Here is a 26552-nt window from a genome sequence, read left to right as displayed (position 1 = left end):
CAACGTTGGGACCGTGGAATACATATTCTCGATAGCGTGGGAAACTTAATACGCGCGGCCCCGTGTGGGCAAAGAGGGCGATCCACGTGACGGAGTATCGTGTGGAGAAGGACTTCCTGGGCGAGCTGAAGGTGCCCAAGGACGCGTACTGGGGCGTGCAGACCCAGCGGGCCATCGAGAACTTCCCCATCAGCGGCATCCGGTTCGGACGGCAGTTCATCTACGCCCTCGGCTTGATCAAGAAGGCCTCCGCGGAGACGAACATGGAGCTCGGGCTCCTGGATTCCAAGCTCGGCAAGGCCATCGTCAAGGCCGCCGAGGAGGTCATGGAGGGCAAGCTGGACACCCAGTTCCCGCTGGACGTGTTCCAGACCGGGTCCGGCACGTCCACGAACATGAACGCGAACGAGGTCATCGCGAACCGCGCGGCGGAGATCCTCGGCGCGGGCCGCGGCGCGCGCGGCAAGGTCCACCCGAACGACCACGTCAACCTCGGGCAATCGTCGAACGACGTCATCCCGACCGCGCTGCACCTCTCCGCCCTCTTCGCGATCGACGACGCGCTCCTCCCCGCTGTGGTCCTGCTCAGAGACGAGCTGGCCGTCAAGGCGAAGGCGTTCTGGGAGGTCATCAAGACCGGACGGACCCACCTTCAGGACGCGACGCCGATCCGCATGGGCCAGGTCTTCCGCGGTTACGAAGGCCAGATGGAGAAGGCCGCCGCGCGCCTCGAGCACGCACGGAAGGAGCTGGCGCTCCTCCCCCTCGGCGGCACGGCGGTCGGGACCGGCGTCAACACGCACCCCGAGTTCGCGCAGCGCGTCATCGCCGTCATCGCGCGCGAAACGAGGATCGCGCTCGCCGAGACCGACAACCACTTCCAGGCGCAGGCGACGATCGACGCCGTCGTCGAAGCGTCGGGCTCGATCCGCACCGTCGCGGTGAGCCTCCTCAAGATCGCGAACGACATCCGCCTCCTCGGCTCGGGTCCCCGCTGCGGCATCGGCGAGCTCGCGCTCCCCGAGGTGCAGCCCGGCAGCTCGATCATGCCGGGCAAGGTCAACCCCGTGATCGCGGAGTCGCTCATCCAGGCCGCCTCGCATGCGATCGCCGCGGACGTCGCGGTCCTTCAAGCCGGCCAGTGGAGCTTCTTCGAGCTGAACACGATGCTCCCCTTCGCCGCGCACAACCTCGTCTCGGGGGTCGAGATCCTCGGTGCCGCGACGCGCAACTTCGCCGAGCGCTGCGTGCGCGGGATCGAGGCGACCGGGCGCGGCCCCGAGCTCGTCGAGCGCGGCCTCGCGATCTGCACCGGCCTCGTCCCCTACATCGGCTACGACGCCTCCGCCGCGATCGCCAAGCAGGCGGCGAAGACCGGACGTACCGTGCGCGAGATCGCGCGCGAGACGACGTCGCTCACGCCGGAGCAGCTCGACGCCGCCCTCGACCCGTTCAAGATGACGGAGCCTCGCTAGCCGCCGATCTGGTGCATGGTGCGAGCGAGCGGGAGCGCTCGCTGCGAGGCGAGGATGTCGAGCGCGCCGCCGCGGCCCTTGGCGCGGAGGGCTTCGTGCATGAGGGCTGCGATCGCGGCGTCGGCCGCGCCCGCCCGGAGGGGCGCGCGGAGATCGGTCTCGCAATCGTCGTAGAGGCAGACGCGGAGCTTGCCGTCGCTCGTGACGCGCAGGCGGCTGCAATCGCCGCAGAACGGCGCGCTGACAGAGTCGATGAAGCCGACGGCGCCCATGCCGTCCTCGTAGAGGAAGCGCGAGGCGGGCGCGTGCGGGTCTTCCTTCGGATCGCGCGCGATCGGCCACTTCGCTCCGATCGCGGCCCGCAGCGAGGATCCGGTGACGACGCTGCCGGGGTCCCACCCTTGCCCGTTCGCGAGCGGCATGCACTCGATGAACCGGACCTCGTACCCCTCGTCGCGGCCGAACGCCGCCAGTGGGATCGCGTCGTCCTCGTTCCGGCCGCGGAGGAGCACGGCGTTGATCTTGATCGGCGCGAGGCCGGCGTCGCGCGCGGCTTCGAGCCCGGCGAGAACGTCCCGGAGACGGTCGCGCCCCGTGATCGCTTCGAAGCGTCCGCGGTCGAGGGTGTCGAGGCTCACGTTCAGCCGGCCGAGGCCGGCGCCGGCGAGATCACGCGCCATCGGCTTCAGCAGGACGCCGTTCGTCGTGAGCGACAGATCGCCGACGCCTTCGATCGCGGCGAGCGCCGCGAGGAGCGTCGTCACGTCGCGGCGGACGAGCGGCTCGCCGCCGGTCACACGGACCTTTCGCACACCTTCGCCGGCGCCGATCCGGACGACGCGCGCCATCTCCTCGTAGGTCAGGAGCGCCGCGCGCTGGAACCAGACGGGGTCTTCGGGCATGCAGTACGTGCAGCGGAGGTTGCAGCGGTCGGTGATCGACAGCCGCAGGTCGTCGTGCACGCGTCCGAACGAGTCGATCAGGGCCAACCTGGCACCTCGTCCGTTTATTATAGGCACTGCGATGGAGCGCCTCCGCCCGACGCTCGAGGCCTTGAATCCCGGCCCCGCGGTGCTCGCGCTCGCGGCGGTGGAGATCGGGCAGGCTGCCGCGCGATTCGACGCGCGGCCCCCCGCGGGATTCTTCACGCGGCTCTTGGTCGATCTTGCGGCGATCGCGGCCGCCCTTGCCGTGGGTGCACTCGAGCGCGGCCTGGCTCGGCTCGAGGATCCCCCGGGCGCACGCGAGTCGTTCGTCCTGGCGGCGGCCGCGGGGGCCGCCGCGGCCGTTCTCGGCCTCGCGCTGGGTCTCGTCGCCGGGGCCGCGGCGCTCGGATACGGGTTCGTCGCGCTTCTTCTGGGGGTGTGGCGCCGGTCCCCCGCCGTCGGCGCCGATGCGCTGGGGCGCGGCCTCGGGGAGAGCGCGGCGATCGCCGCCCTCGGCCCGGCCTGCGTCCTCTGCGGGTACGCGGCGCAGGCGGGAGAGGGCTCGCTCGGAGCGTTCTATGCCGGTCTGCCGGTGGGGCTCTCGGCGGCCGCCGCCCTCTACGCCGGCGGGACCGCCGGCCTGCTCCTGCCGCTCGCCGCGGCGGCGGCGATCCTGCTCGTCCGGAGCCTCGGCGAGGCGGCGCACGGCGCGTGGCCGGCATGCCTTCCGCTCGTCGCCCTCGCCGGGCTCGTCGCCTGGCGCCGTGCGACGGCGGAGAAGCTCGCCCTCGGCTTCGTCATCGCCGCGGATCTGATCCTGATGCTCGCCTACCGTCTCGGGGGATCTCCTTAGAATCTCTCACGTTTTGGGGTGACATAAGATCTCATCCTGCAACCGCGCGATGCGTTCGCGCGTCTCATACGTGCGTGGAGATCCGGCGTTGAGCGAGTCCCTGACGGTCGCGGATCGCACGGCGTCCGGTGCGTCTCCGGCAGGATGGCCGAGTGCGAGCGGACATGCGCCGAAGCCGGCGGTCGCCTGGGGCTTCACGCTCGGGTGGGCGCTCGGTTGGGCGCTCGTCGGCACCGCAGTCGCCGCCGGGATCCTGTTCTCCCGCGGCTCGAGCGACTTCCGTCCGCTCTGGATCTCGAGTGTCCTCTTCGCGGAGGTCGTCGGCTTCACGTCGCTCGTGAGCGCGCGCCTCATCTTCCCGCTCTACCGGCGGCTTCCCTTCGCGCTGCGGATCGTCGTCCAGGTCGCGACGCTCGTCGTCGGCACGGTCGCCGGCTCGGCGGCGGTCTTCGCGATCCAGCCTCTCTACTTCCTGGCTTACCCGCGACTGCTCGCCGTCATCATGCTCATCAACGCGGTGCTCGCGGTCTTCGTCGGCATCGCGGTCCACACGTATGACGCCATGCGGCGCGAGCTCGAGGCGAACTTCCGCGCGCTCCGCGCGAAGGAGGCCCTCGAGCGCGAGGTCGCGATCGCGCGCGAGGTGCAGCGAGAGCTCCTTCCGCGGGCGATTCCCGAAGTGCGCGGCCTCGAGCTGGCCGGGGTCTGCCTCCCCGCGATCGGCGTCGGGGGCGACTACTACGACTTCCTCCCCCTCCCCGACGAGCGGGTCGGCATCGTCATCGCGGACGTCTCGGGGAAGGGCATCCCGGCCGCGCTCCTCATGGCCGGCCTCCAGGCCTCGGTGCGGAGCTTGGCGCTCCCCGGGATCTCTCCGTGCGAGATCAACCGCCGCCTGAACGACATGCTCCACCAATCGACCTCGGCCTCGCGCTACGCGACGCTCTTCTTCGCGATCTACGATCCCGTCGACCGCAGCCTCCTCTACAGCAACGCCGGCCACTTCCCGCCGCTCCACTGCGGACCTCGCGAAGCCGCGCGCCTCTCGCAGGGCGGGCTGCCGATCGGCCTCATGCCGGGGTCGCTCTACGGCGAGGGGCGGCGTGAGCTGGGGGTCGGCGACCTCCTCGCGCTCTTCACGGACGGCGTCGTCGAGACGCCGAGCCCCGCGGGCGAGGAGTTCGGGACGGCGCGGCTCGTCGAGGTCCTGAGCCGCCATCGCGACCAGCCGCTCGACGCGGTCGTCTCCGAGGTCGTCGACGCCGTCGCGCGGTGGAGCGGCGGCGGCGCGCCGCACGACGACCTCACGCTCGTCCTGGCTCGCGCACGATGAAGGCGCGGCGGCGCGCGGGTTACTCGCTCACCGTCCAGGTTCTCCTCTGGATCGCCGGCAGCTCGGCGGCGGGCGCCGTCGTCGGCGTCACGGTCGGCCTCTTCCGCGACAAGCCGCTCGACGCCAGCCTGCTCCTCATGAGCCTGCTCTTCGGCAACGTCGTCGGGCTCACGGTCTTCGTCTGCTCGGTCGCGCTCTACCCGGCGTTCCGGAACCTCGCCCCGGCGCTGCGCTGGGCGCTCCTCGGGATCGGCCTCCTCGCGGGCTCGGCCGCGGGGACGGCGCTCGTTCTCTGGCGCTTCCTCTTCTTCGTCTTGTCCGACACCCGCCAGGCGCTCGCCGTCTTCGCGCTCAACGCCGTCCTGGCGCTGATCGTCGGCGGACTCGCGCACGCCTATGAGGGGATGCGGTGGCGGCTCGCAGAGTCGCTCCGCGAGGTCGAGGAGGTCCGGCTCGTCGAGGCGCAGCTCCAGGAGCAGGCGGCGAAGGCGGAGCTGTCGGCATTGCAGGCGCGGATCAACCCGCACTTCTTCTTCAACACGCTCAACACGATCTCGGCCCTTCTCGCGTCCGACCCGGCCAAGGCGGACGACGTCGTCGTCACCCTCGCCGAGCTCTTCCGGTATACCTTCAAGGCGGCGCACGCGGGAGCGGTGCCGCTCTCCGAGGAGCTGGAGTTCGTCGAAGGCTACCTCGCCGTCGAGCGCGCGCGCTTCGGCGATCGGCTGCGCGTGGCCTGGGCGATCGACCCGAAGGCGGCCGACGTGCGCGTGCCGGGGCTCATCCTCCAGCCGCTCGTCGAGAACGCGGTGGGCCACGGCGTCGCGCCGGTCCCGGGCGGCGGGACGATCCGTATCTCCGCTCGGGTCGACGGCGGCGTGCTCGTCGTCGAGGTCGAGGACGACGGCGTCGGCCTGCCGGCGGCCGTCGAGCTCATCCGCGAGGACCACGGCCTCGGCAACGTCCGCCGCCGGGTCGCCTCGGCGAGCGGCGGCGAGGGCGCGCTCGAGCTGTCGGCGGCGCCTTCGGGGCGCGGGACGCTCGCGCGCGTCGTGCTGCCGGCCGTCGTCGCGGTGGGAGGACGGGCATGACGCTCCGCGTCGTGCTCGTCGACGACGAGAAGCCGGCGCGCGATCGCCTGCGCCGCTTGCTCGCCGCGATCCCGTCCGTCGAGGTCGTCGGAGAAGCCGGCGACGTCGGCTCCGCGATCGAGATCCTCGATCGCGAGCGTCCCGATCTCTGCCTCCTCGACGTCCAGATGCCGGGCGGCGACGGCTTCGACGTCCTGCGCCGCGCCGCGAGCCCTCCGCGTGTCGTCTTCACGACCGCGTTCGACCACTATGCGGTCCGGGCGTTCGAGGTGAATTCGCTCGACTACCTCTTGAAGCCGGTCCACAAGGACCGCCTCCGCGAGGCGGTCGAGCGAGCGCGCGCCGAGGCCGTGCGCGGCGCGGGACCGCCCCCGAGCGACGTCCTGCGCCTGCTCGAGGAGATCCGCGCGGAGACGGCGCGTCCGCCTTCGGCCCCGAAGCGGATCCCGGCGAAGCGCGGCGCCAAGATCCTCCTCCTCGACCCGTCGGAGGTGATCTGGTTCGAGTCGGAGGACGAGCTCGTCTACGCGCGCACGGCGGAGGGCCGGGCGATGGTCGAGCGCCCCCTGGGCGAGCTGGAGGAGCTCCTCGCCGGCACCTTCTTCCGGATCCACCGGAGCTACCTCGTCAATCTCTCCAGGGTCGGCGCGATCGTTCCCGAGGACGGGGGGATCTACCGGGTCGTCATGAAGGACGAGGCCCACACGCCGTTGCCGCTTTCGCGCCGCCAGGCCCAAAAACTGCGGGAGATCATCCCTTGGTAGGCGCCGCTGGCCCCACGGAAACGACCGCTGGCCCGGAAGTCGTAGCGATCGCGACACGGGAACGTTACAACCCTCCTCGAAAGGAGGCCCGGCCATGAGCGACAACCCGATCCGGCCCCGCCAGGCTCGACTCGGCGTGTCCCTCGCCTGGCTGCTCCTCATCGCCACCGCCACCGTAGCGGCGGCGCCTTCCGAGCCTCCCGCCCCTCCCGAGCCGCCTTCCCCGCCCGAGATCTCGGTCCGCGGCTTCACCGTCCGCCCCGGCGAGACCGTCCGCGGGAACGTGGTCAAGATCGCCCCGTCCGCGAACATCGAAGGGACGGTCGACGGCGACGTCTATCTGACCTCGCCCTCGGTACGGATCACCGGCGTCGTCACCGGCGACGTCTTCGTCGCCGGCAGCCAGGTCGACATCTCCGGCGAGGTCAAGAAGTCCGTCCGCTGCTTCGCCGCGAACGTCTCCGTCGACGGGACGATCGGAGGCACGCTGCTCGTCACCGGCGCCACGCTGACGATCGGCCCCAAGGCCAAGATCGTGGAGAGCGTCACCGCGTTCACCGGGCAGCTGACCCACCACGGCACGATCAACGAGTCGCTCGAGTTCACCGGCGGCACCGCCGTCCTCGGCGGCACGGTCCGCGAGGACGCGACGCTGACCGCGGACGCGATCGAGATCGAGCAGGGCGCCAAGATCCAGGGCGACGTCTCCTACTCCACCCGCCACCGCATGGACGAGGCGTTCAAGGCGATCACCGGCGGCGACGTCACGTTCGACGAGGAGCGCGAGGCGAAGCGCAGCACGAAGGAGAAGCGCTCGCACGAGGACCGGCTCTTCCACCCGTCGACCTTCAGCGTCGGGATCTGGGTCGCCTTCTTCGTCGCGTCTTACCTGTTCGGCTGCGCGCTGCTCGCGATGTTCAAGCACCACGAGCCGAGGATCGACGCCGCGATCGGAAGCGACACGCTGAGGACCGCCGGCCTCGGGTTCGTGTCGATCCTCGTGACGATCGCGGTCTGCCTCTCGGGGATCCTGATCCTGACCCTGCCGTTCGTCGCGATCTACCTCATCGCGTACGCGGTGGCGGTCTACCTCGCGAAGATCCCCGTCGCGGTGTGGGCCGGGCGGCGCCTCCTGGGGCTCATCGGCCGGACCACAGGACCGTTCACGGCGCTGCTCGTCGGGCTCATCGCCCTTTACCTCGTGTTCATGATCCCGATCCTGGGAGTCTTCGCGCAGATCGCCGTCGCGCTGCTCGGCCTCGGCTCGATGATCGCGGTCTACATCGCGCAGCGGCAGGCGCGCCGCGCGGCCGCCGCGATGGCCTCCGCCCCGCCCGAGGCACCCCCCGCGGCCTCCTGACCGCGCGGGCAGCCCGGTTTTGGTCGTATAACATTCCGCCGGTCTTCACTCGATCAGCGGGGTGCTCCGTGTCCTTGACTCGATTCGTGCGCGTCGCCGCGCTCGGCCTGGCTCTCCTTCCCGCGGCCTACGCCGCGCCCGAGCCGCTCCACATCCTCTCGCCCGAGGAGCGGGCAACGCTCAGGAAGAGCCACCTCGCGATCGCGGGGATGACCCTTCCCCGCACCCCCGAGGTCGAAGCGATCGCCGCAGCCCAGGACGACGTCGACATCCAGCACTACTTCCTCGATCTGGAGTTCGTGCCGTCGACGCAGCGCGTCCAAGGATCGGTCACGATCACGGGGATGAGCCTCGTGGCGGGGTTCCAGCATCTCGTCCTCGACTTCGCGAGCAACATGGGGATCGTCTCGATCTTCCGCGGGGCGACGCAGCTCACCTACACCCGCCCGACGAACGTCCTCGACATCCTGCTCGACCAGCCGTTCGGCGTGGGACAGACGTTCGTCGTCAAGGTCAACTACTCCGGCGTCCCCGACGCGACCGGATTCGGCTCGATCAGCTGGCGGAAGACCGGCTCGGCGGCGATCGGCAGCGCCGTCTCGACGCTCTCCGAGCCCGAGGGCGCGCGCTCGTGGTGGCCGTGCAAGGACCGCCCCGACGACAAGGCGACCGTCGAGGAGTGGTGGACCGTCCCCTCGACCTGGATCGCGACCGGGAACGGCGTCCTCATCGGCTCGGGACCGAACGGCACCGGCAAGACGCGTTACAAGTGGAAGCCGACCGATCCCCTGACGACCTACCTGGTCTCGGTGACCGCGTCGGTCTTCTCGACCTTCTCCCAGACCTACACGACGCTCACCGGCGGGACGATGCCGGTCGACTACTACGTCTACCCCGAGGATCTCGCCAAGGCGCAAGCGTCGTTCACCCCGACGCCGTCGATGATCGCCTTCTTCGCGCAAACGTTCGGCGAGTACCCGTTCGTCATCGACAAGTACGGGATGACCGAGTTCTCATGGGGCGGCGCGATGGAGCACACGACGAACACCAGCTACGGCTACCAGCTCGTCAACGGCGGCCACAACTACGACTCGGTCATCGCGCACGAGCTGTCGCATCAGTGGTGGGGCGACGCGGTCAGCCCCCGCACGTGGGCCGACGTCTGGCTCAACGAGGGGTTCGCGACCTACTGCGAGGCGCTCTGGGCCGAGCATCTCGGCGGCGCGGACGGTTACAAGAGCTACATGAGCTCGCTCGCGTCGTCCAACTTCGCCGGATCGGTCTACAACCCGTCGGATCTCTTCGGCTCGACGGTCTACGACAAGGGCGCATGGGTCCAGCACATGCTGCGGCACCTCGTCGGCGACACGAACTTCTTCAATGCGATGCGCGACTGGTACGCCGGGCACGACAACGGCGCCTCCGACACCGCGACCTACCAGGCGACGCAGGAGGCCCGGTACGGCAGCTCGCTCGCCTGGTTCTTCCAGGAGTGGGTCTACCAGCCGGGTGAGCCGAACTACCAGTACGGCTGGACGACCGCCGCCCTCGCCGACGGCACCTATCGCACCTACGTCCGCCTCCAGCAGCTCCAGACGACGGGGCTCATCACGATGCCGGTCGAGTTCACCGCGGTGACGAGCTCGGGCAACCAGGTGCGCACCGTCTGGAACGACCAGGCCGATCAAGTGCTGACGTTCATCACGACCGATTGGCCGTGGGATCTCCGTCTCGACGACGGCGGATTCATCCTCAAGTCGGCCGCGACGGTGGTGGAGCTTCCCGACGCCGACGTCGACGGCGTCCCCGACGGCATCGATAACTGTCAGACGATCGTGAATCCGGACCAGCTCGACTTCGACGGCGACGGCGCGGGCGACGCCTGCGACCCCGACGACGACAACGACGGCCTCGCCGACGTGAGCGACTGCGCTCCCTTCGACGCCTCGCAGGGCACGCCGGGCGAGGTCGATGTCATGACGGTCAGCGGCACCGGTCACGTCGCCTGGAACGCCGCGGCGCGGGCGGACGTCTATGACGTGGAACGCGGGACGCTGTCGACGTTGAGCGCCGGTTACGGAGGCTGCTTCGCGTCTGCGCTCGCGGCGACGTCGATCGACGACGCCGACGTGCCCGCTGCGGGCGACGGCTTCTTCTATCTGGTACGCGGAGACGATACGGGATGCGGCGGCGCGGGCTCGTTCGGCGTCGATTCGAACGGGGTGCCGCGAGCGGCGAGCTGTCCTTAGTCGAACTCGGGCCGCCTCTGGTTCAAGATACCGGTCTGCTCCGGTAGGTCACGACCTGAACCTTCTCGAGCGTGACCATCCCGTCCTGGACCATCGTGTCGAGGATGGGAAGGAACCCGTCGATCGCGGCCTGGGTGTCGACGATCTCGATCACCATCGGCAGGTCCTCCGAGAGGCGAAGGATCTTCGCGGTGTGGACGCGCGAGTGGGCGCCGAAGCCCATGGGACCGCGGAGCACCGTCGCGCCGGCGAGCTTGTGCTCGCGCGCGGCGAGGACGATCGCCTCGTAGAGGGGCTTGCCCTGCCAGCGGTCCGACTCGCCGAGGAAGACGCGGAGGAGGACGCCTTGGCCTTCGAGCTTCATCGCACGCCTCCGAGGCTACGCGCGAGCGTGAACCCGAGCCAGGCGGCGATGAGCCCGGCGACGACCGACCCGACGATGTTCCCGAGCGCGGCGCCGACTTCTCCTTCTCTCAAGAGGGTGAGGGTCTGCAGGCTGAAGGAGGAAAACGTTGTGAACCCGCCGAGAAGCCCCGCGATGATGACCTGGCGCGTCGTCGCGGAAACGATCATCGGCGAATCGGGGCCCGTGAGAAAGAAAGCGATGCCCGCGGCGAACGAGCCCGACACGTTGATGACGAGCGTCCCCCAAGGGAACGTCTCTCCGAATTTCCTCGAGACCCATCCGTTGAGGCCGTAGCGCATCCCGGTGCCGACGAATCCGCCGAGACAGACCATGAGAAGGCGCGCCATCGGCGGCAATCCTACCCCCTCCTGCAACCGCCTAGGGGCATCTAGGTGACCTCCCTAAATACGAGACCGGATTCTCATGCTGGAATTGTCGGGATCCCGCAGCACGGGCGGGATCGAATCACTTCGGAGGCACCATGAAGCGAGCCCCCGCAAACGGCGGAGCCGCCGTCGCCGATCCGACACCGGTCGCAGCGCTCGACAAGCGGCAGCTCCTGCGCGCGCTGCAGCACGTGCGCGGAGGCGACTTCAGCGTGCAGCTTCCCGGCGATTGGACCGGGATCGACGGCGAGATCGCGGAGACGTTCAACGAGATCATCGGCGCGAACCGGAAGATCGCGGGCGAGCTCCAGCGCATCGGCCAGGTCGTCGGCCGCGAGGGCCGGACGCGCGAGCGCGCCAAGTTCGATCTTCCGCGGGGCGCCTGGGGCGACATGGAGGGCTCGTTCAACACTCTCGTCGACGACCTGTTGCGCCCGACGACGGAGGTCACGCAGGCGATCGCTTCGGTCGCGCAGGGCCATCTCACGCAGATGATGCGTCTCGACGTCGGCGGCCGCCCGCTCGAGGGCGAGTTCCTCCGCTCGGCGACGATCGTCAACACGATGATCGAGCGCCTCTCGATCTTCACGTCGGAGGTCACGCGCGTCGCGCGCGAGGTCGGCTCCGACGGCAAGCTCGGCGGCCAGGCGCAGGTGCCCGGCGTGAGCGGCGTGTGGAAGGACCTGACCGACAGCGTGAACTCGATGGCGTCGAACCTCACCGCCCAGGTGCGGAACATCTCCGAGGTGACGATCGCGGTCGCCAGCGGCGACCTCTCGCGCAAGATCACGGTCGACGTGCGCGGCGAGATCCTCCAGCTCAAGGAGGCGATCAACACGATGGTCGACCAGCTCCGGTCGTTCGCGTCGGAGGTCACGCGCGTCGCGCGCGAGGTCGGCACCGAAGGGAAGCTCGGCGGCCAGGCGGTCGTCCCCGGCGTGGCCGGCACGTGGAAGGACCTGACCGACAGCGTCAACGCGATGGCCGGAAACTTGACCGCGCAGGTCCGCAACATCGCCGAGGTCACGACCGCCGTCGCGCGCGGCGACCTCTCCAGAAAGATCACGGTCAACGTGTCGGGCGAGATCCTCGAGCTCAAGGACACGATCAACACGATGGTCGACCAGCTGAACGGGTTCGCCGGCGAGGTCACGCGCGTCGCGCGCGAGGTCGGCACCGAAGGCAAGCTCGGCGGCCAGGCTCAGGCTCCCGGCGTCGGCGGCACGTGGAAGGACCTCCTCGACAACGTGAACTTCATGGCGTCGAACCTGACCGCCCAGGTCCGCAACATCGCCGAGGTCGCGACCGCGATCGCCCGCGGCGACCTCTCGAAGAAGATCACGGTCAGCGTCTCCGGAGAGATCCTCCAGCTCAAGGAGACGCTCAACACGATGGTCGATCAGCTGAACGCGTTCGCGTCCGAGGTGACGCGCGTGGCGCGCGAGGTCGGCACCGAAGGGCGGCTCGGCGGCCAGGCGGTCGTTCCGGGGATCGCCGGCACGTGGAAGGACCTCACCGACAACGTCAACCTGCTCGCGGCGAACCTCACGACCCAGGTCCGCAACATCGCCGAGGTGACGACCGCCGTCGCGCGCGGCGATCTCTCGAGAAAGATCACCGTCGACGTGCGCGGCGAGGTCCTCGAGCTCAAGGTGACGATCAACACGATGGTCGATCAGCTGAACGCCTTCGCCGCCGAGGTCACCCGCGTCGCGCGCGAGGTCGGGACGGAAGGGAAGCTCGGCGGCCAGGCCCAGGTGCTCGGCGTCGCCGGCACGTGGAAGGACCTGACGGACGGCGTCAACTCGATGGCGTCGAACCTGACGGCGCAGGTGCGCAACATCGCCGAGGTCGCGACCGCCGTCGCGCGCGGCGACCTCTCCCGCAAGATCACGGTCGACACCAAGGGCGAGATCCTCGCGCTCAAGGACACGCTCAACACGATGGTCGATCAGTTGAACGCCTTCGCATCGGAGGTCACGCGCGTCGCCCGCGAGGTCGGCACCGACGGGCGCCTCGGCGGCCAGGCGCTCGTGCCGGGAGTCGGCGGGACGTGGAAGGACCTCACGGACAGCGTCAATTTCATGGCGTCGAACCTGACGGCCCAGGTGCGCAACATCGCCGAGGTCGCGACCGCGATCGCGAACGGCGACCTCTCGAAGAAGATCACCGTCGACGTCTCCGGCGAGATCCTCGAGCTGAAGGACACGCTCAACACGATGGTCGTCCAGCTCAACGCGTTCGCGTCGGAGGTCACGCGCGTCGCCCGCGAGGTCGGGACGGAAGGCAAGCTCGGCGGCCAGGCCCAGGTGCCCGGCGTCGCCGGCACGTGGAAGGGGCTCACCGACAACGTCAACTTCATGGCGTCGAACCTCACGGCCCAGGTGCGCAACATCGCGGAGGTGACGACCGCCGTCGCGCGCGGCGACCTCTCGCGCAAGATCACGGTCGACGTCAAGGGAGAGATCCTCGAGCTCAAGGACACGATCAACACGATGGTCGACCAGCTCAACGCGTTCGCCGGCGAGGTCACGCGCGTCGCGCGCGAGGTCGGCACCGACGGCAAGCTGGGCGGCCAGGCGGTAGTCCAGGGCGTCGCCGGCACGTGGAAGGACCTCACCGACAGCGTCAACTTCATGGCCGGCAACCTGACCGCGCAGGTCCGCAACATCGCCGAGGTCGCGACCGCGATCGCCGGCGGCGACCTCTCGAAGAAGATCACCGTCGACGTCCGCGGCGAGCTCCTGAACCTGAAGGAGACGCTCAACACGATGGTCGAGCAGCTCCGCTCGTTCGCGGCCGAGGTCACGCGCGTCGCCCGCGAGGTCGGAACGGAAGGCAAGCTCGGCGGCCAGGCGGTCGTCCCCGGCGTCGGCGGCACCTGGAAGGACCTCACCGACAACGTCAACCTGCTCGCCGCCAACCTGACGACGCAGGTCCGGAACATCGCCGAGGTGACGACCGCCGTCGCGCGCGGCGACCTCTCGCGCAAGATCACCGTCGACGTCAAGGGCGAGATCCTCGAGCTGAAGGTCACGATCAACACGATGGTCGATCAGCTCAACGCGTTCGCCGCCGAGGTGACGCGCGTCGCGCGCGAGGTGGGCACCGAGGGCGCGCTCGGCGGCCAGGCGGTCGTCCCCGGCGTCGCCGGCACGTGGAAGGACCTCACCGACAACGTCAACGTCATGGCCGCGAACCTCACCGAGCAGGTGCGCGGGATCGTCAAGGTCGTCACCGCGGTCGCCATGGGCGATCTCAAGCCGAAGCTCACCGTCAACGCGAAGGGCGAGGTCGCGGCGCTCGCCGAGACGATCAACAACATGACCGGCACCCTCGCCACGTTCGCCGAGCAGGTCACGACGGTCGCGCGCGAGGTCGGCGTCGACGGGCGCCTCGGCGGCCAGGCGAACGTCCCGGGCGCCGCCGGCACGTGGAAGGACCTCACCGGCAACGTCAACCTGCTCGCCGCCAACCTCACGACGCAGGTGCGCGCCATCGCCGAGGTCGCGACGGCAGTGACGCAGGGCGACCTCACGCGCTCGATCCAGGTCGAGGCGCGCGGCGAGGTCGCCGAGCTCAAGGACAACATCAACACGATGATCGACAACCTCCGTCTCACGACGGAGCGCAACACCGAGCAGGACTGGCTCAAGACCAACCTCGCGCGGTTCACGGGGATGCTCCAGGGCCAGCGCGACCTCGGCGCCGTCGGCCGCATGCTCCTCTCCGAGCTGACCGTCCTCGTCAACGCGCACCAGGGGGTCCTCTACCGGTTCGAGGGGGGCGACACGCCGGAGCTCCGGCTCCTCGCCGGCTTCGCCGACCACGGCAAGGACGGCCACCCGCAGTCGATCAAGCTCGGCGAGGGGCTCATCGGCCAGTGCGCGCTCGAGAAGCGCCGCATGATCATCACCGACCTGCCCGAGGGCACGGTGCCGATCGCGTCCGGCCTCTTCCAGTCGGTCCCGCGCAACGTCATCGTGCTGCCGATCCTCTTCAAGGACGACGTCAAGGCGGTCATCGAGCTGGCGTCGCTGTCGACCTTCACGTCGTCTCAGCTCGCGTTCCTCGACCAGCTCGCGGCGTCGATCGGGATCGTCCTCAACAGCATCGAGGCGACGATGCAGACCGAGGGCCTCCTCGTCCAGTCGCAGCAGCTCGCCGGCGAGCTGCAGGCCCAGCAGCGCGAGCTGCAGCAGACGAACGACCAGCTCGCCCAGAAGGCGCAGCAGCTCGCCGAGCAGAACGCCGAGGTCGAGCGGAAGAACCAGGAGATCGAGCAGGCGCGGCGCGCGCTCGAGGAGAAGGCGACCGAGCTCGCGCTCACGTCGAAGTACAAGTCCGAGTTCCTGGCGAACATGTCGCACGAGCTGCGCACGCCGCTCAACAGCATCCTCATCCTCGGCCAGCAGCTCTCCGAGAACATCGAAGGGAATCTCTCGGCCAAGCAGGTCGAGTTCTCGCGGACGATCCACGGCGCCGGCACCGACCTCCTGAACCTCATCACCGACATCCTCGACCTCTCGAAGATCGAGTCGGGAACCGTGACCGTCGTCGCCGAGGAGGTCGTGGTCTCGAACGTCGTCGACGGCGTCGCGCGTCCGTTCCGGCACGAGGCCGAGGGCAAGCGCCTGACCCTGGACGTCGACATCGATGCGGCGGTCGCGCCGGTCATGGTCACGGACAGCAAGCGGCTCCAGCAGGTACTGAAGAACCTTCTCTCGAACGCGTTCAAGTTCACGGAGCAGGGCGGCGTCCGCATGCGCGTCGCGCCGGCCGGCTCGGGCTGGAGCACGGACCATCCGATCCTGACGCGTGTCCCCACCGTGCTCGCGTTCGAGGTGCGGGACAGCGGCATCGGCATCCCTGCGGAGAAGCAGCGGATCATCTTCGAGGCGTTCCAGCAGGCCGACGCCGGCACGAGCCGCAAGTACGGCGGAACGGGTCTCGGTCTCGCGATCAGCCGCGAGCTGGCGACGCTCCTCGGCGGGGAGATCCAGCTCCGCAGCACACCCGGGCTCGGCAGCACGTTCACGCTCTACCTCCCCCAGGTGTACGTCGGCGTCACCGGTGCCGAAGCCGTCGAGTCGTCGGGGGCGCGCCGGTCGATCCCCGCGGTCGGCGTGTGGGAGCGTCCGGTCGAGAAGATCCCGGACGATCGCCTCGACATCGCCCCCGGCGATGCCGTGCTCCTCATCGTCGAGGACGACCCGGCCTACGTCCGCATCCTGATGGACCAGGCACACGCGGCCGGGTTCAAGGTCCTGGTCGCCCTCCGTGGCGGCGACGCGCTCGCCCTCGCGCGTGAATTCCGCCCGACGGCGATCTCGCTCGACGTGTTCCTCCCCGACATGCTCGGCTGGACCGTCCTGAGCCAGATCAAGCAGGAGCCGGGGCTCCGCCACATCCCGGTGCAGATCGTCACGCTCGACGAGGACCGGCAGCACGGCCTCGCCCGCGGAGCGTTCAGCTTCGTGCCGAAGCCGGCCTCCGCGGAAGGGCTCGAGTCGGCGTTCCTCCGCATCAAGGACTACGCGGCCCCGCGCACGCGCCGCCTGCTCGTCATCGAGGACAATCAGGCGGAGCAGGTCTCGATCGCGGAGCTCCTGGGCCACGACGACGTCGACATCGACACGGTCGGCTCCGGGGCCGAAGGGCTCGATCGCATGCGCGAGGGATCGTACGACTGCGTCGTCCTCGACCTCCGGCTCCCCGACATGTCGGGGTTCGAGGTGCTCGAGCAGGTCAGGGACGACGAGACGATCTCCGATCTCCCGATCGTCGTCTTCACCGGAAAGGAGCTGACGCCGGAGGAAGACGCGCGCCTCCACACGCTGGCGCGCAGCGTCGTCGTCAAGGGGGTCGAATCTCCCGAGCGCCTCCTCGACGAGACGGCGCTCTTCCTGCACCGCGTGCTGGCCGACCTCCCGCCGGAGAAGCAGAAGATGCTCGACCGGCTCCATCGCTCGGACGAGGACCTCCTCGGGAAGACCGTCCTCGTCGTCGACGACGACATGCGGAACATCTTCGCCCTCTCGAGCGTGCTCGAGCGACGCGGGATGCAGGTGCTCACCGCGGGCACCGGCCACGAGGCGATCGCGACCTTGAACGACAAGAACGACGTCGCCATCGTCCTCATGGACATCATGATGCCGGAGATGGACGGGTACCAGACGATGACCGCCATCCGGCAGGAGCCGTCGCTCCGGCGCCTGCCGATCATCGCGCTGACGGCGAAGGCGATGAAGGGCGACCGTGAAAAGTGCCTCGACGCCGGCGCGTCGGACTACCTCGCGAAGCCGGTCAACACGGAGCAGCTCTTGTCGGCACTCAGGATGTGGCTCCACCGCTGATGCACGCCGTGGACGACAGGGTCAACATCCTGCTGGTCGACGACCAGCCCGGAAAGCTCCTCGCCTACGAGGCGATGCTCGACGAGCTGGGCGAGCGTCTCATCAAGGCGGGCTCCGGTCGCGAGGCGCTCGAGCACCTCCTCAAGAACGACATCATGGTCATCCTGATGGACGTCAGCATGCCGGACCTCGACGGCTTCGAGCTGGCGGAGATCATCCGGCAGCACCCGCGCTTCCAGAAGACGGCGATCATCTTCGTCTCCGGCGTCCATCTCACCGATCTCGACCGCCTGCGCGGGTACCAGTCCGGAGCCGTCGACTACGTCTCGGTTCCCGTCATCCCCGAGCTGCTCCGCGCCAAGGTGCGCGTCTTCGCCGAGCTCTACCGCAAGACGCGCGAGTTCGAGCGCCTGAACGCCGATCTCGAGGCGCGCGTCCACGAGCGCACCGTCGAGCTCGAGCGGGCGATCGCGCGCGAGCGCGAGCTGACGGAGCGGCTCCGCGAGAACGACCGGCGCAAGGACGAGTTCCTCGCCCTCCTCGGGCACGAGCTCCGTAATCCCTTGGCGCCGATCATCAACGCCGCCAGCCTCATGCGCCTGAAGGCCGGGGCCGACCCCGACCTCTCGCGATGCCGCGAGATGATCGAGCGCCAGGCCGGCCAGCTCACCCGCCTCGTCGACGACCTCCTCGACGTTTCCCGCATCACGCGCGGCGCGATCACGCTCCGCGCCGAGCCGGTCGCGCTCGAGGCGATCGTGGCGAACGCGATCGAGAGCACGCGGCCGATGATCGAGAAGCAGCGCCATCGTCTCGACGTGCGCCTTCCCGACGAGCCGGTGGTCGTCTGCGGCGATCCCGCGCGGCTGACGCAGATCGTGGCCAACCTCCTCAACAACGCGGCGAAGTACCAGGAGGAGGGCGGCCGGATCGACCTCGAGGCCCGCCGCGAGGGCGATGACGCCGTCCTCACGATCCGGGACCACGGGGTCGGTATCTCCGCCGACCAGATCGGGAGCGTGTTCGAGCTGTTCTTCCAGGGCTCCGAACCGGGCCGCCGCGTCGAGGGCGGGCTCGGGATCGGGCTCTCGCTCGTGAAGAAGCTGGCGGAGCTGCACGGCGGCACCGTCGAGGCGAGGAGCGACGGCGCCGGGCTCGGGGCCGAGTTCACCGTGCGCCTCCCCTGCCTCCCCGCCGCGGCCGCGCCGGCTGAGGCCGCGCGCGCCGAGCCGGAGTCGCATCCCGCGCAGCGGATCCTCGTCGTCGACGACAATCGCGACGCCGCCGAGAGCCTCGCGATGCTCCTCCGGAGCGTCGGCCACGACGTCAGCGTGGCGCACGACGGGGAGAGCGGCCTCGCGCGCGCGCTCTCGGAGCGGCCGGAGACCGTCTTCCTCGACATCGGCCTGCCCGGCCTCGACGGCTACGAGGTGTGCCGGCAGGCGCGCCTCGGCGGGCTCGTCGACGCGCGCATCATCGCGCTGTCGGGGTACGGGCAGGAGCGCGACCGCCGCCGGTCCCGCGCCGCCGGATTCGACGGCCACTCGGTGAAACCGGTCGACCTGGACGCGCTCCTGGCGCTCCTCCAGCCGTGGCCCGTCAAGCGCTCGCCCTGACACGCGCGATCGCTGGTGTTCCACGGCGCGCTCTGCCATGATGCGGGGCCATGGAGAAAGCCTACAAGAACGAAGAGTTCCTCATGAGCCGCGACGCGCGCGCGCTGCGGATCCTGAGCGAGTACATCGAGCCGCAGTCGCGCTTCGCGCGCTACCACGTCCAGGACACGGTCGTCTTCTTCGGGTCGGCGCGCGCGCTCCCGATGGAGCAGGCCGAGAAGGCGCTCGCCGAGGCGAAGGCGCAGGGCGACGCGGGGATCGTCGAGCGCGCCGAGAGCGTCGTACGGCTCGCGCGCTACTACGAAGACGCCCGCGCGCTCGCGCGGATGATGACCGAGTGGTCGAAATCGCAGTCGAAGTCGAGCCGGCGGTTCCTCGTCTGCTCGGGCGGCGGCCCCGGCATCATGGAGGCCGCGAATCGCGGCGCGTCGGAGGCCCACGGCATCTCGATCGGCCTGGGCATCTCGCTCCCCTTCGAGGCCTCGACGAACGACTACATCACCCGCGAGATGCAGTTCGAGTTCCACTACTTCTTCATGCGCAAGTTCTGGTTCGTCTACCTCGCCAAGGCGCTCGTCGTCTTCCCCGGCGGGTTCGGCACGATGGACGAGCTGTTCGAGCTCCTGACGCTCGTGCAGACGCAGAAGAGCAGCAAGCACATGCCGATCATCCTCTACGGCCGCGAGTTCTGGAGCGACGTGCTCAAGCTCGACGCGCTCATCAAGTGGGGCACGATCTCGGCGGGCGACCTCGCGCTCTTCCACATCGCGGACAAGCCCGAAGAGGCGTTCGAGTACTTGAAGCACGAGCTCCACACCCTGTATGGGGCGAAGGATTCCGAAGTCCCGTCGGTGTAGATCCACGTGGCGCCGCTCCGGCTGAACGTCTTTCGCGGGATCGCCTGGCTGCGGCGGAAGCTGCGGCGCCGGTTCAACCAGGACGATCGGGCCTACGCGGTCGGGCTCACGCTCGGTGTCGGCGTCCTGGGTGCCGTCGCGGCGGTCGCCGTCCGTTACGTCGGGATGGCGATCCAGTGGCTCGTCCTCCACAACGCCGACGAGCCGCTCCGGGTCGCACGCACCCTCGGCTTCCCGATGATCATCGTCGTCCCGATGGCCGGAGGCATCCTCTTCGGCCTCCTCATCCGCCTGCTCGCGCCGGGCCGGTCGGGCGAAGGCACGTCGGAGATCATGGAGGCGGTGTCGCTGCGCGGGTCGGCCCTGCTCGACCTCCCGGCGACCGCGAAGAAGTCGCTCGCGTCGACGGCGCTCAACGCGCTCGGCGGATCGGTCGGCCGCGAGGGGCCGATCGTCCAGCTCGCCTCCGCCGCCGCCTCGCGGCTCGCGACAGCCCTCCGCGTGCCGCTCGAGAGGCGCCGCGTCCTCATCGGCTGCGGGGCCGCCGCCGGCATGGCGGCGGCGTACAACGCCCCGATCGGCGCCGCGATGTTCGTCATGGAGGTCGTCCACGGGAACTTCGCGCTCGAGATCTTCGGACCGGTCGTCCTCGCGTCGGTGACGTCGACGATGGTCTCGTGGGGCGCCTTCGGCTCCGCTCCGCTCTATCCCGTGCCCTTGGAGCCGCCGCCCGCGCTCCTCTCGCTCCCCCTCTTCGCGCTCCTGGGCGCGCTCGTCGCCTGGACCGGCGTCGTCTTGAGGGCTGGGCTCGACACCTTCGAGCGCGGCTTCAAGAACGTGAAGCTGCCGATCGAGGCGCGCGCCGGGCTCGGCGGCCTCGGCGTCGGCCTTCTCGCGTGGTGGATCCCCGAGGTCTGGGGGAACGGCTACGACGGCGTCCGCGAGGTCCTCGCCGGCGCGCTCATCCCCAGCGTGCTCCTCCCCCTCCTCATCGCGAAGATCCTCGCGACGTCGTCGTCGATCGGCTCGGGGGGCTCGGGCGGCGTCTTCACGCCGGCGCTCCTCGTCGGCGCCGCCGGCGGCGCCCTCTTCGGCTTCGGCGCCGAGAAGGTCCTCCCGGCGCTCCACGTGACACCGGTCTTCTTCGTGCTCGCCGGGATGACCGCCGCGATCGCCTCGACGACGTTCGCGCCGATCACCGCGCTCATCATCGTCTTCGAGATGTGCCAGAACTACGGTGCGGTCATGCCGCTCGCCGTCGTCACCGTCACCGCGACGTGGGTCGCCCGGAGCCTGCGGCGCGACTCGATCTACACCGCGTCGCTCCGCCGCCGCGGCGTCGACTTCGATCTCGCGTTCGAGCAGATGGCGCTCGCGTCGCTCCGGGCCGAGGACCTGGTGCGGGCGGATCCGCTGTCGGTCCAGGCGGAGGCCCCCGTCGCGCAGGTCCTCGACCTCTTCGCCGCGAGCCGCGGCACGGCCGTCTACGTCCTCCGCGACGGGCACCTCGTCGGCGCGATCGACCTCCGCGACGCCTTCCAGATCGCCGGCTCGCCCCGGCGGAAGGACAGCCTCACCGCCGCCGATCTCGTGCGCGACGTGCCGCGCGTGAACCCGCGCACCCCTCTGGACGAGGTCATGCGGCGCTTCAGCCAGCTCGAGCTGGCGCAGCTCCCCGTCGTCGCCCTCCACGACCCCGACCACCTCATCGGGTCGGTCGCGCGTCGGGACGTCGTCTCGGCGCTCGACCGCGAAGTGCTCCGCCGGAGGATGGTGCTCGCCGAGTACCTCGGCGCCACGGTGCCGCGCGAGTTCGGCGCGCGCCGCTCCGAGGACCTCACGATCCAGGAGCACCCGGTCCCCGAGGGGTGGATCGGGCGCACCCTCCAGGAAGCCGATCCCTTCCGCACGCGCGGCCTCTTCGTGCTCGCCGTCCGCCGCGACGAGATGGAGGAGGTGCGCGAGATCACCCCGGTCCCAGCCGAGCACGCCTTTCGCGAAGGCGACCGCCTCGTGCTGCTCGGCTCGCGGTCCTCGCTCGATGGAGTCGTGACATGACGCGTCTGACCGCCGAGGCCGGCGACGAAGGCCACACCGTCCAGCGGCTCGTCCACGAGCGCCTCCCCGCTTCGAACGCGGAGGCGAAGGGGCTGATCGCCGCGGGATGCGTGACGCGGAACGGCCGCCCGGTCGCGAAGCCCGACGTGCGGGTCAAGGCGGGCGACACGGTCGAGGTCGTCCGCGAGCAGGACCGGAAGTACGCCGCGGCCGCGAAGGGCCCTCGCGGCGGCGACGGCTGGCGCATCGTCCACGAGGACGACGACGTCCTCGTCGTCGACAAGGACGCCGGCGTCCTCACCGTGCCGACGACCGCGCCCGGCGACGACTCGCTCGAGGAGATGCTCCTCGCCGCGTACAAGAAGCGCGGGCACAAGAAGCCGTCGCTCCACGTCGTGCACCGGATCGACCGGTTCACCTCCGGCCTCGTCGTCTTCGCGCGGCACCACCCGGCGGCTCAAGAATTGAAGCGCCAGTTCCTCGAGCGCACGCCGCAGCGCGTCTACACCGCCGTCGCCGAGGGCCACGTCGAGCCGCAATCCGGGCGCCTCTCCCACCAGCTGGCCGAGCACCCGAAGAGCCTCAAGGTCCACGTCGCGGCGGGGGTTGCCGGCGCGCGCGCCGCGTCCCTCCGCTATCGCGTCGTCGAGCGGATGCCCCACGCCGACCTCCTCGAGGTTACCCTCGAGACCGGCCGGCGGAACCAGATCCGCGTCCAGCTCGCCGCGACGGGGCATCCGATCGTCGGCGACGTCGCTTACGGGCGGCCCTCTCCCTTGATCGGGCGCGCGGCTCTCCACGCCCGCAAGCTCGCGTTCGACGCGCCGCGCGGACGCAAGCGCCTCACGTTCGAGTCGCCGCTCCCGGCGGACATCCGCCGCCTCGTGACGAAGCTCAGGACCGGGGCGGCGCCGTCACTCCGAGAAGAGGACGAGCACTCCGGTGTACGTGAAGAGGTGGTTCGCCCCGCGCAGCGGCGCGATCTCGGCGTTGCAGAAAAACCCAAGGACCGGCACGCCCGGAAGATGCCGCGCCAGCGCCGCTGAATCGACTCCGTCGCGGCCGTAGAGCGAGCGGCCCCGCGCCAGGCAATCGAAGTAGAGGCCGAAGCGATATCCGCCGGGCGGCGCCGCGGCCGCCGCGCGGGCGGCCATCGATTCGACGTCTTCCCGTGCGGCCCGGGGCTCGCGCCGCGCGAAGAGGATCGACTGCCCCTCGTCGACCTCGGCGGCGATCGCGACGACGCCGGTGTCCGGATCGACGGCGACGATGTTCCGGACGAGGTACTCGCCGGCTCGCAGGACCGATTCGCCGGGCTCCGGCAGGAGCGCGACGGTGAGCGCGCTCATGATCTCCATCGGATCGTCGAACTTCGGGTCTCCGGCGGCGGCGCGGAGCGCCTCGAGCGCCGGCATGCCGTCGACCTCGAGGAGCAGGTTGTCGTGCGCCCCGGTCACGCGCCTCGGCGTGCCGAGCGGCCGGCAGCCCTGCGTGAGCGCGACGTGGTAGCGGAAGTCGCCGCCGAGACGGATCCCCGACACGGCGCCGGTGGCGACCTCACCGCCGCTGAACTGGAAGGTGCCGCCCGAAGGCGCCGGCGACGAAGCCGCGCCTCCGGCCACCGGAACCTGCCCGAGCGTCACGTCGAGCCCTTGCAACAGGCGGTCGGGGCGGACGATGTAAGGGTCGGGCCACACGAGGACGACATCGCCCGAATCGCGCGAGGCCGACAGACGCTGGCCGAGGTGGATCCCCGCGGTCAGCCCGTGATCGCCGGTATCGCCGAACAGGAAGGGCGTCCCGCGCATCGCGTCGGATCGCACGGCGAGGACGCCGACCGCGGGGCCCTCCTCGAGCTCTTCGCCGCCGGCGAGGACACCCGAGGCCGAGCAGCCGACGACGTAGGGCGTCCCGACGGTGGCACCGACCGCCTGCACCAGCTCCGGGATTTCCTGCGTGTGCTCGACGGTGGCGAAGACGATCGCGAAATCGGCGTGACCTTCGGGTAACGCGGCGGCGGCACGCGACGCCGCCTCGGTGGCGGCGGTCTCCGTATCGCCTTGTCTCGAGAGCCCGGCCCCTGCGTGGATCATCCCCAGTGTCGCCCTTGTCGCCTCTTTCGAGGCGGCAGCACGATAGCAGGCGGCCGGTTGCGGTGCCGAGCCCGCATTTCCGTTTGATGGGGCGCGGAAACCTTCTTATATTGTCTGTCGTCGGAACGCCCACGCCCGGAGGCTCCAGGTGTCGCGCCGCTCGCTGTTCTCGCTCGCGCTGGCCGCGGTGTTTTTCACCGCATCGGCCGGAACGGCGCGCGCGCAAGAGGCCGATCCGTTCCCGTGCCCTCCGGAGCTGCGCGAGGGGGTCGACTTCTGGAAGAACGTCTGGTCGCAGTGGACGCTCTCCCAGGTCGTCCTCCACGACACCGAGCATCCGTCGATCGTCTACGAGGTCTTCGAGCTGCCGCCGCCCGCCGGCGACGTCTACACCGACGAGCAGCGCGCCTTCGTGAAGTCCCGCAAGGAGGCGATGTCCGCCCGGCTCGCCACGATCGAGAAGAAGCTCGCGGCCGGCGACGCGCTCGACGACGACGAGAAGGCGCTCGCGCTCAAGATCACCGAGATCGCCGGCAACAACGGCATCGCCGGCGCCTCCGACCGCGTCCGCTCGCAGCGGGGCCTGCGCGAGCGGTTCCGACGCGGCATCGAGATCAGCGGCCGCTACCGCGAAGCGTTCGTGAAGTCGTTCCGCGAGCTCGGCCTCCCCGAAGGGCTGGCCGATCTCCCCCACGTCGAGTCGTCGTTCCAGGTCGAGGCGCGCTCCTCCGCCGGCGCCGTCGGCGTCTGGCAGTTCACGCGCGCCGCGGCGAAGAAGTTCATGCTGGTCACCTCCGGAATCGACGAGCGGCTCGACCCGGTGGCGGCCTCGCGCGGCGCCGCACGCTACCTCGGCGCCGCGTACGCCGAGCTCGGGAGCTGGCCGCTCGCGATCACCTCGTACAACCACGGGGTCGAGGGGATGAAGGCTGCGCGCGATCGCTTCGGCACCGACTTCGTCCGCATCCTCGCCGAGTACGACGGCCGCGCCTTCGGGTTCGCCTCGAAGAACTTCTACAAGGAGTTCCTCGCCGCGCGCGAGATCGCCGCGGATCCCGCGAAGTACTTCCCCGAGGGGATCACGCCGGAGCCGGCGCTCGAGGGCGACGTCGTCACGCTCAAAGATTCCGCGCCGGCGTCCTCGCTCACCGCGCGTTACGGCGTGCCCGGCGCGAAGCTCCAGGCGATGAACCCCGCGTGGACGACGAAGGCACGGAGCGGGCACGCGCCGCTCCCCGCCGGCACGCAGGTCTGGCTCCCCGCGGGGACGCTCGAAGCGTTGAACACGAAACCGAAGCACCCACAGAAGACGGTCGTCCTTCCCCCGTCTCCACCGGCGTCGGCCGGCGCCGAGTTCGCCGTCCACATCGTCAAGAAGGGCGAGACGCTCTTCCGCATCGCCACGAACTACGGCGTCTCGCTCGCGCGCCTCGTCGATGCGAACGGCCTGGGCACGCACTCGCCGATTCACCCCGGCCAGGAGCTCCGCATCCCCGTCCTGAAGTAGCTGACTGTCGACTGTTGACTGTCGACTGTAGACTTCCCGCATGGGCGAGCCCCGCTACACCAACCGCGGCTTCGGCCTCAAGCAGGTCATCGGCGGCCAGGTCGTCCGCGACTACGCGAGCCCGCTCGTCGACCGGATGCGCACTGAGGGGTTCAAACTCGAAGCGGGCGATCTCACGTTCCATCTCGCGCAGGAGTTCGGCTTCTGCTACGGCGTCGACCGTGCCGTCGAGTACGCTTACGAGACGCGCGAGAAGTTTCCCGACCGGACGATCCACATCACCGGCGAGATCATCCACAACCCTCGCGTCAATGGTCGCCTGACGGAGATGGGCATCCGCTTCCTCGATGACAAGACGGTGGATGAGCTGGGCGCCGAGGACGTCGTCCTTCTCCCCGCCTTCGGCGTCACGGTGCCGACGATGGAGCGCCTCCGCCGCGCGGGCTGCGTCGTCGTCGACACGACGTGCGGGTCGGTGCTCAACGTCTGGAAGAACGTCGAGCGCTACGCCAAGGACGGTTACACGTCGCTGATCCACGGGACGTGGAGCCACGAGGAGACGCGCGCGACCGCGTCACGCGCCGGCAGGTACGTCATCGTCCGCGACATGGACGAGGCGGAGGTCGTCGCGCGGATGATCGAGCACGGCGGCGACTCCGCCGCGTTCCTCGAGCGGTTCCGCCACGCGGTCTCGCCCGGGTTCGATCCCGCAGTCCACCTCGAGCGGCTCGGCTGCGCCAACCAGACGACGATGTTGTCGAGCGAGTCGCTCGCCGTCGCCGCGCGGGTGCGGCGGGCGGTCGCCACGCGCCACGGCGAGGACGAGGCGAAGCTGCGCTTTCGCGCCTTCGACACGATCTGCTCGGCGACGCAGGAGCGGCAAGACGCGCTTCGCGCCCTTGTCTCCGGCACGCCGCTCGACCTCCTCCTCGTGATCGGCGGGTACAACTCGTCGAACACGACGCACCTCCTCGAGATCGGCATCGAGCACGGCCTGCCGACGTTCCACATCCAGGACGCGTCGTGCCTCGAGGGGCTCGATGCCTTGCGGCACCAGCCGCTCCACCGCAAGGCGGAAGCGGTTGCGCCGGGCTGGCTCGCGCCGGGGCGCCGGACGATCGGCGTGACGGCGGGCGCGTCGACGCCCAACGCCGAGATCGAGCGCGTCATCCGGCGCGTCGCCACGCTCCGCGGCGCCGCGCTCCCCGACGCCTGACCCTCT

The 26552-nt window shown here is 70.0% G+C and carries 17 protein-coding genes and 1 pseudogene; 14 read left to right on the top strand and 4 right to left on the bottom strand.

Translation table 11 applies throughout. The features are described 5' to 3' along the window. Positions 1 to 86 precede the first annotated feature (86 nt). Positions 87 to 1475 (top strand): class II fumarate hydratase, encoded by a 1389-nt coding sequence (locus VFV19_06585; protein HEX4823960.1) that lies wholly within the window; start codon positions 87 to 89, stop codon positions 1473 to 1475. On the opposite strand, the gene moaA is transcribed toward VFV19_06585, so the two are convergent. Next, positions 1472 to 2464, bottom strand: coding sequence for a GTP 3',8-cyclase MoaA (moaA, locus tag VFV19_06580; protein HEX4823959.1), 993 nt, complete (start codon positions 2462 to 2464; stop codon positions 1472 to 1474). The two genes, VFV19_06585 and moaA, sit on opposite strands and share 4 nt — an antisense overlap. A 34-nt stretch (positions 2465 to 2498) precedes the next feature. Here moaA and VFV19_06575 point away from each other — a divergent pair, with 34 nt between their 5' ends. The 6 genes from VFV19_06575 to VFV19_06550 all read left to right on the top strand — a co-directional run bounded on the left by VFV19_06575 (position 2499) and on the right by VFV19_06550 (position 10051). Continuing rightward, positions 2499 to 3254, top strand: a complete 756-nt coding sequence (locus VFV19_06575) for a hypothetical protein (GenBank protein HEX4823958.1) — start codon at positions 2499 to 2501, stop codon at positions 3252 to 3254. An 88-nt stretch (positions 3255 to 3342) separates the two neighbouring features. Continuing rightward, on the top strand, positions 3343 to 4587 hold the full coding sequence (locus VFV19_06570; protein HEX4823957.1) for a PP2C family protein-serine/threonine phosphatase: 1245 nt from the start codon (positions 3343 to 3345) through the stop codon (positions 4585 to 4587). Then, positions 4584 to 5678, top strand: coding sequence for a histidine kinase (locus tag VFV19_06565; protein HEX4823956.1), 1095 nt, complete (start codon positions 4584 to 4586; stop codon positions 5676 to 5678). The genes VFV19_06570 and VFV19_06565 overlap by 4 nt, the downstream gene beginning before the upstream one ends. Then, positions 5675 to 6442, top strand: a complete 768-nt coding sequence (locus VFV19_06560) for a LytTR family DNA-binding domain-containing protein (GenBank protein ID HEX4823955.1) — start codon at positions 5675 to 5677, stop codon at positions 6440 to 6442. The genes VFV19_06565 and VFV19_06560 overlap by 4 nt, the downstream gene beginning before the upstream one ends. A gap of 94 nt (positions 6443 to 6536) precedes the next feature. Continuing rightward, the gene (locus VFV19_06555; GenBank protein HEX4823954.1) at positions 6537 to 7802 is read left to right on the top strand and encodes a hypothetical protein; all 1266 of its coding nucleotides are present in this window, start codon (positions 6537 to 6539) and stop codon (positions 7800 to 7802) included. Between the two features lie 68 nt (positions 7803 to 7870). After that, positions 7871 to 10051: a M1 family aminopeptidase gene (locus VFV19_06550; GenBank protein ID HEX4823953.1), complete on the top strand. Its 2181-nt coding sequence runs from the start codon at positions 7871 to 7873 to the stop codon at positions 10049 to 10051. A gap of 22 nt (positions 10052 to 10073) precedes the next feature. Here the strand turns inward: VFV19_06550 and VFV19_06545 are convergent, their stop codons facing one another. Together VFV19_06545 and crcB are read right to left on the bottom strand one after the other, a co-directional pair. Continuing rightward, positions 10074 to 10415 carry a DUF190 domain-containing protein gene (locus VFV19_06545; protein ID HEX4823952.1) on the bottom strand — a complete coding sequence of 114 codons (342 nt, stop codon included), beginning with the start codon at positions 10413 to 10415 and terminating at the stop codon, positions 10074 to 10076. Beyond that, positions 10412 to 10804, bottom strand: a complete 393-nt coding sequence (crcB, locus tag VFV19_06540) for a fluoride efflux transporter CrcB (GenBank protein ID HEX4823951.1) — start codon at positions 10802 to 10804, stop codon at positions 10412 to 10414. The genes VFV19_06545 and crcB overlap by 4 nt, the downstream gene beginning before the upstream one ends. A gap of 134 nt (positions 10805 to 10938) precedes the next feature. On the opposite strand from crcB, the gene VFV19_06535 reads away from it, so the two are divergent. The 5 genes and pseudogenes from VFV19_06535 (at position 10939) to VFV19_06515 (ending at position 22617) form a co-directional block, all read left to right on the top strand. Continuing rightward, on the top strand, positions 10939 to 17199 hold the full coding sequence (locus tag VFV19_06535; GenBank protein ID HEX4823950.1) for a HAMP domain-containing protein: 6261 nt from the start codon (positions 10939 to 10941) through the stop codon (positions 17197 to 17199). After that, positions 17199 to 18815: a response regulator gene (locus tag VFV19_06530; protein HEX4823949.1), complete on the top strand. Its 1617-nt coding sequence runs from the start codon at positions 17199 to 17201 to the stop codon at positions 18813 to 18815. The genes VFV19_06535 and VFV19_06530 overlap by 1 nt, the downstream gene beginning before the upstream one ends. Positions 18816 to 18865: 50 nt before the next feature. Next, the gene (locus tag VFV19_06525) at positions 18866 to 19672 is read left to right on the top strand and encodes an LOG family protein (protein HEX4823948.1); all 807 of its coding nucleotides are present in this window, start codon (positions 18866 to 18868) and stop codon (positions 19670 to 19672) included. Positions 19673 to 19678: 6 nt separating this feature from the next. Continuing rightward, complete coding sequence (locus tag VFV19_06520) at positions 19679 to 21730, top strand: chloride channel protein (GenBank protein HEX4823947.1); 2052 nt, start codon at positions 19679 to 19681, stop codon at positions 21728 to 21730. Continuing rightward, positions 21727 to 22617, top strand: a pseudogene (locus VFV19_06515) (RluA family pseudouridine synthase). The gene VFV19_06520 and the pseudogene VFV19_06515 overlap by 4 nt, the downstream one beginning before the upstream one ends. Positions 22618 to 22644: 27 nt before the next feature. On the opposite strand, the gene VFV19_06510 reads toward VFV19_06515, so the two are convergent. Continuing rightward, positions 22645 to 23823, bottom strand: coding sequence for an FIST N-terminal domain-containing protein (locus tag VFV19_06510; GenBank protein ID HEX4823946.1), 1179 nt, complete (start codon positions 23821 to 23823; stop codon positions 22645 to 22647). 148 nt (positions 23824 to 23971) lie between these two features. Here VFV19_06510 and VFV19_06505 point away from each other — a divergent pair, with 148 nt between their 5' ends. After that, positions 23972 to 25330 (top strand): transglycosylase SLT domain-containing protein, encoded by a 1359-nt coding sequence (locus VFV19_06505; GenBank protein ID HEX4823945.1) that lies wholly within the window; start codon positions 23972 to 23974, stop codon positions 25328 to 25330. A gap of 40 nt (positions 25331 to 25370) precedes the next feature. Continuing rightward, a complete protein-coding gene (locus tag VFV19_06500; GenBank protein ID HEX4823944.1) occupies positions 25371 to 26546 on the top strand; it encodes a 4-hydroxy-3-methylbut-2-enyl diphosphate reductase in 1176 nt (391 codons plus the stop codon). The last annotated feature ends 6 nt before the right edge of the window (positions 26547 to 26552 follow it).

This window comes from Candidatus Polarisedimenticolaceae bacterium, assembly GCA_036275915.1.
GTDB lineage: Bacteria > Acidobacteriota > Polarisedimenticolia > Polarisedimenticolales > DASRJG01 > DASRJG01.
Note: the sequence above shows the minus strand (reverse complement) of the source record. Positions and strands in the feature narration are given on the sequence as shown.

Bases quoted from the DNA above. Each gene is read 5' to 3' on its own strand.
- crcB (HEX4823951.1), bottom strand. From the start codon at position 10,804: ATGGCGCGCCTTCTCATGGTCTGTCTCGGCGGATTCGTCGGCACCGGG.
- VFV19_06530 (HEX4823949.1), top strand. From the start codon at position 17,199: ATGCACGCCGTGGACGACAGGGTCAACATCCTGCTGGTCGACGACCAG.
- VFV19_06525 (HEX4823948.1), top strand. From the start codon at position 18,866: ATGGAGAAAGCCTACAAGAACGAAGAGTTCCTCATGAGCCGCGACGCG.
- VFV19_06565 (HEX4823956.1), top strand. From the start codon at position 4,584: ATGAAGGCGCGGCGGCGCGCGGGTTACTCGCTCACCGTCCAGGTTCTC.
- VFV19_06545 (HEX4823952.1), bottom strand. From the start codon at position 10,415: ATGAAGCTCGAAGGCCAAGGCGTCCTCCTCCGCGTCTTCCTCGGCGAG.
- VFV19_06500 (HEX4823944.1), top strand. From the start codon at position 25,371: ATGGGCGAGCCCCGCTACACCAACCGCGGCTTCGGCCTCAAGCAGGTC.
- VFV19_06575 (HEX4823958.1), top strand. From the start codon at position 2,499: ATGGAGCGCCTCCGCCCGACGCTCGAGGCCTTGAATCCCGGCCCCGCG.
- VFV19_06535 (HEX4823950.1), top strand. From the start codon at position 10,939: ATGAAGCGAGCCCCCGCAAACGGCGGAGCCGCCGTCGCCGATCCGACA.
- VFV19_06560 (HEX4823955.1), top strand. From the start codon at position 5,675: ATGACGCTCCGCGTCGTGCTCGTCGACGACGAGAAGCCGGCGCGCGAT.
- VFV19_06510 (HEX4823946.1), bottom strand. From the start codon at position 23,823: ATGATCCACGCAGGGGCCGGGCTCTCGAGACAAGGCGATACGGAGACC.
- VFV19_06555 (HEX4823954.1), top strand. From the start codon at position 6,537: ATGAGCGACAACCCGATCCGGCCCCGCCAGGCTCGACTCGGCGTGTCC.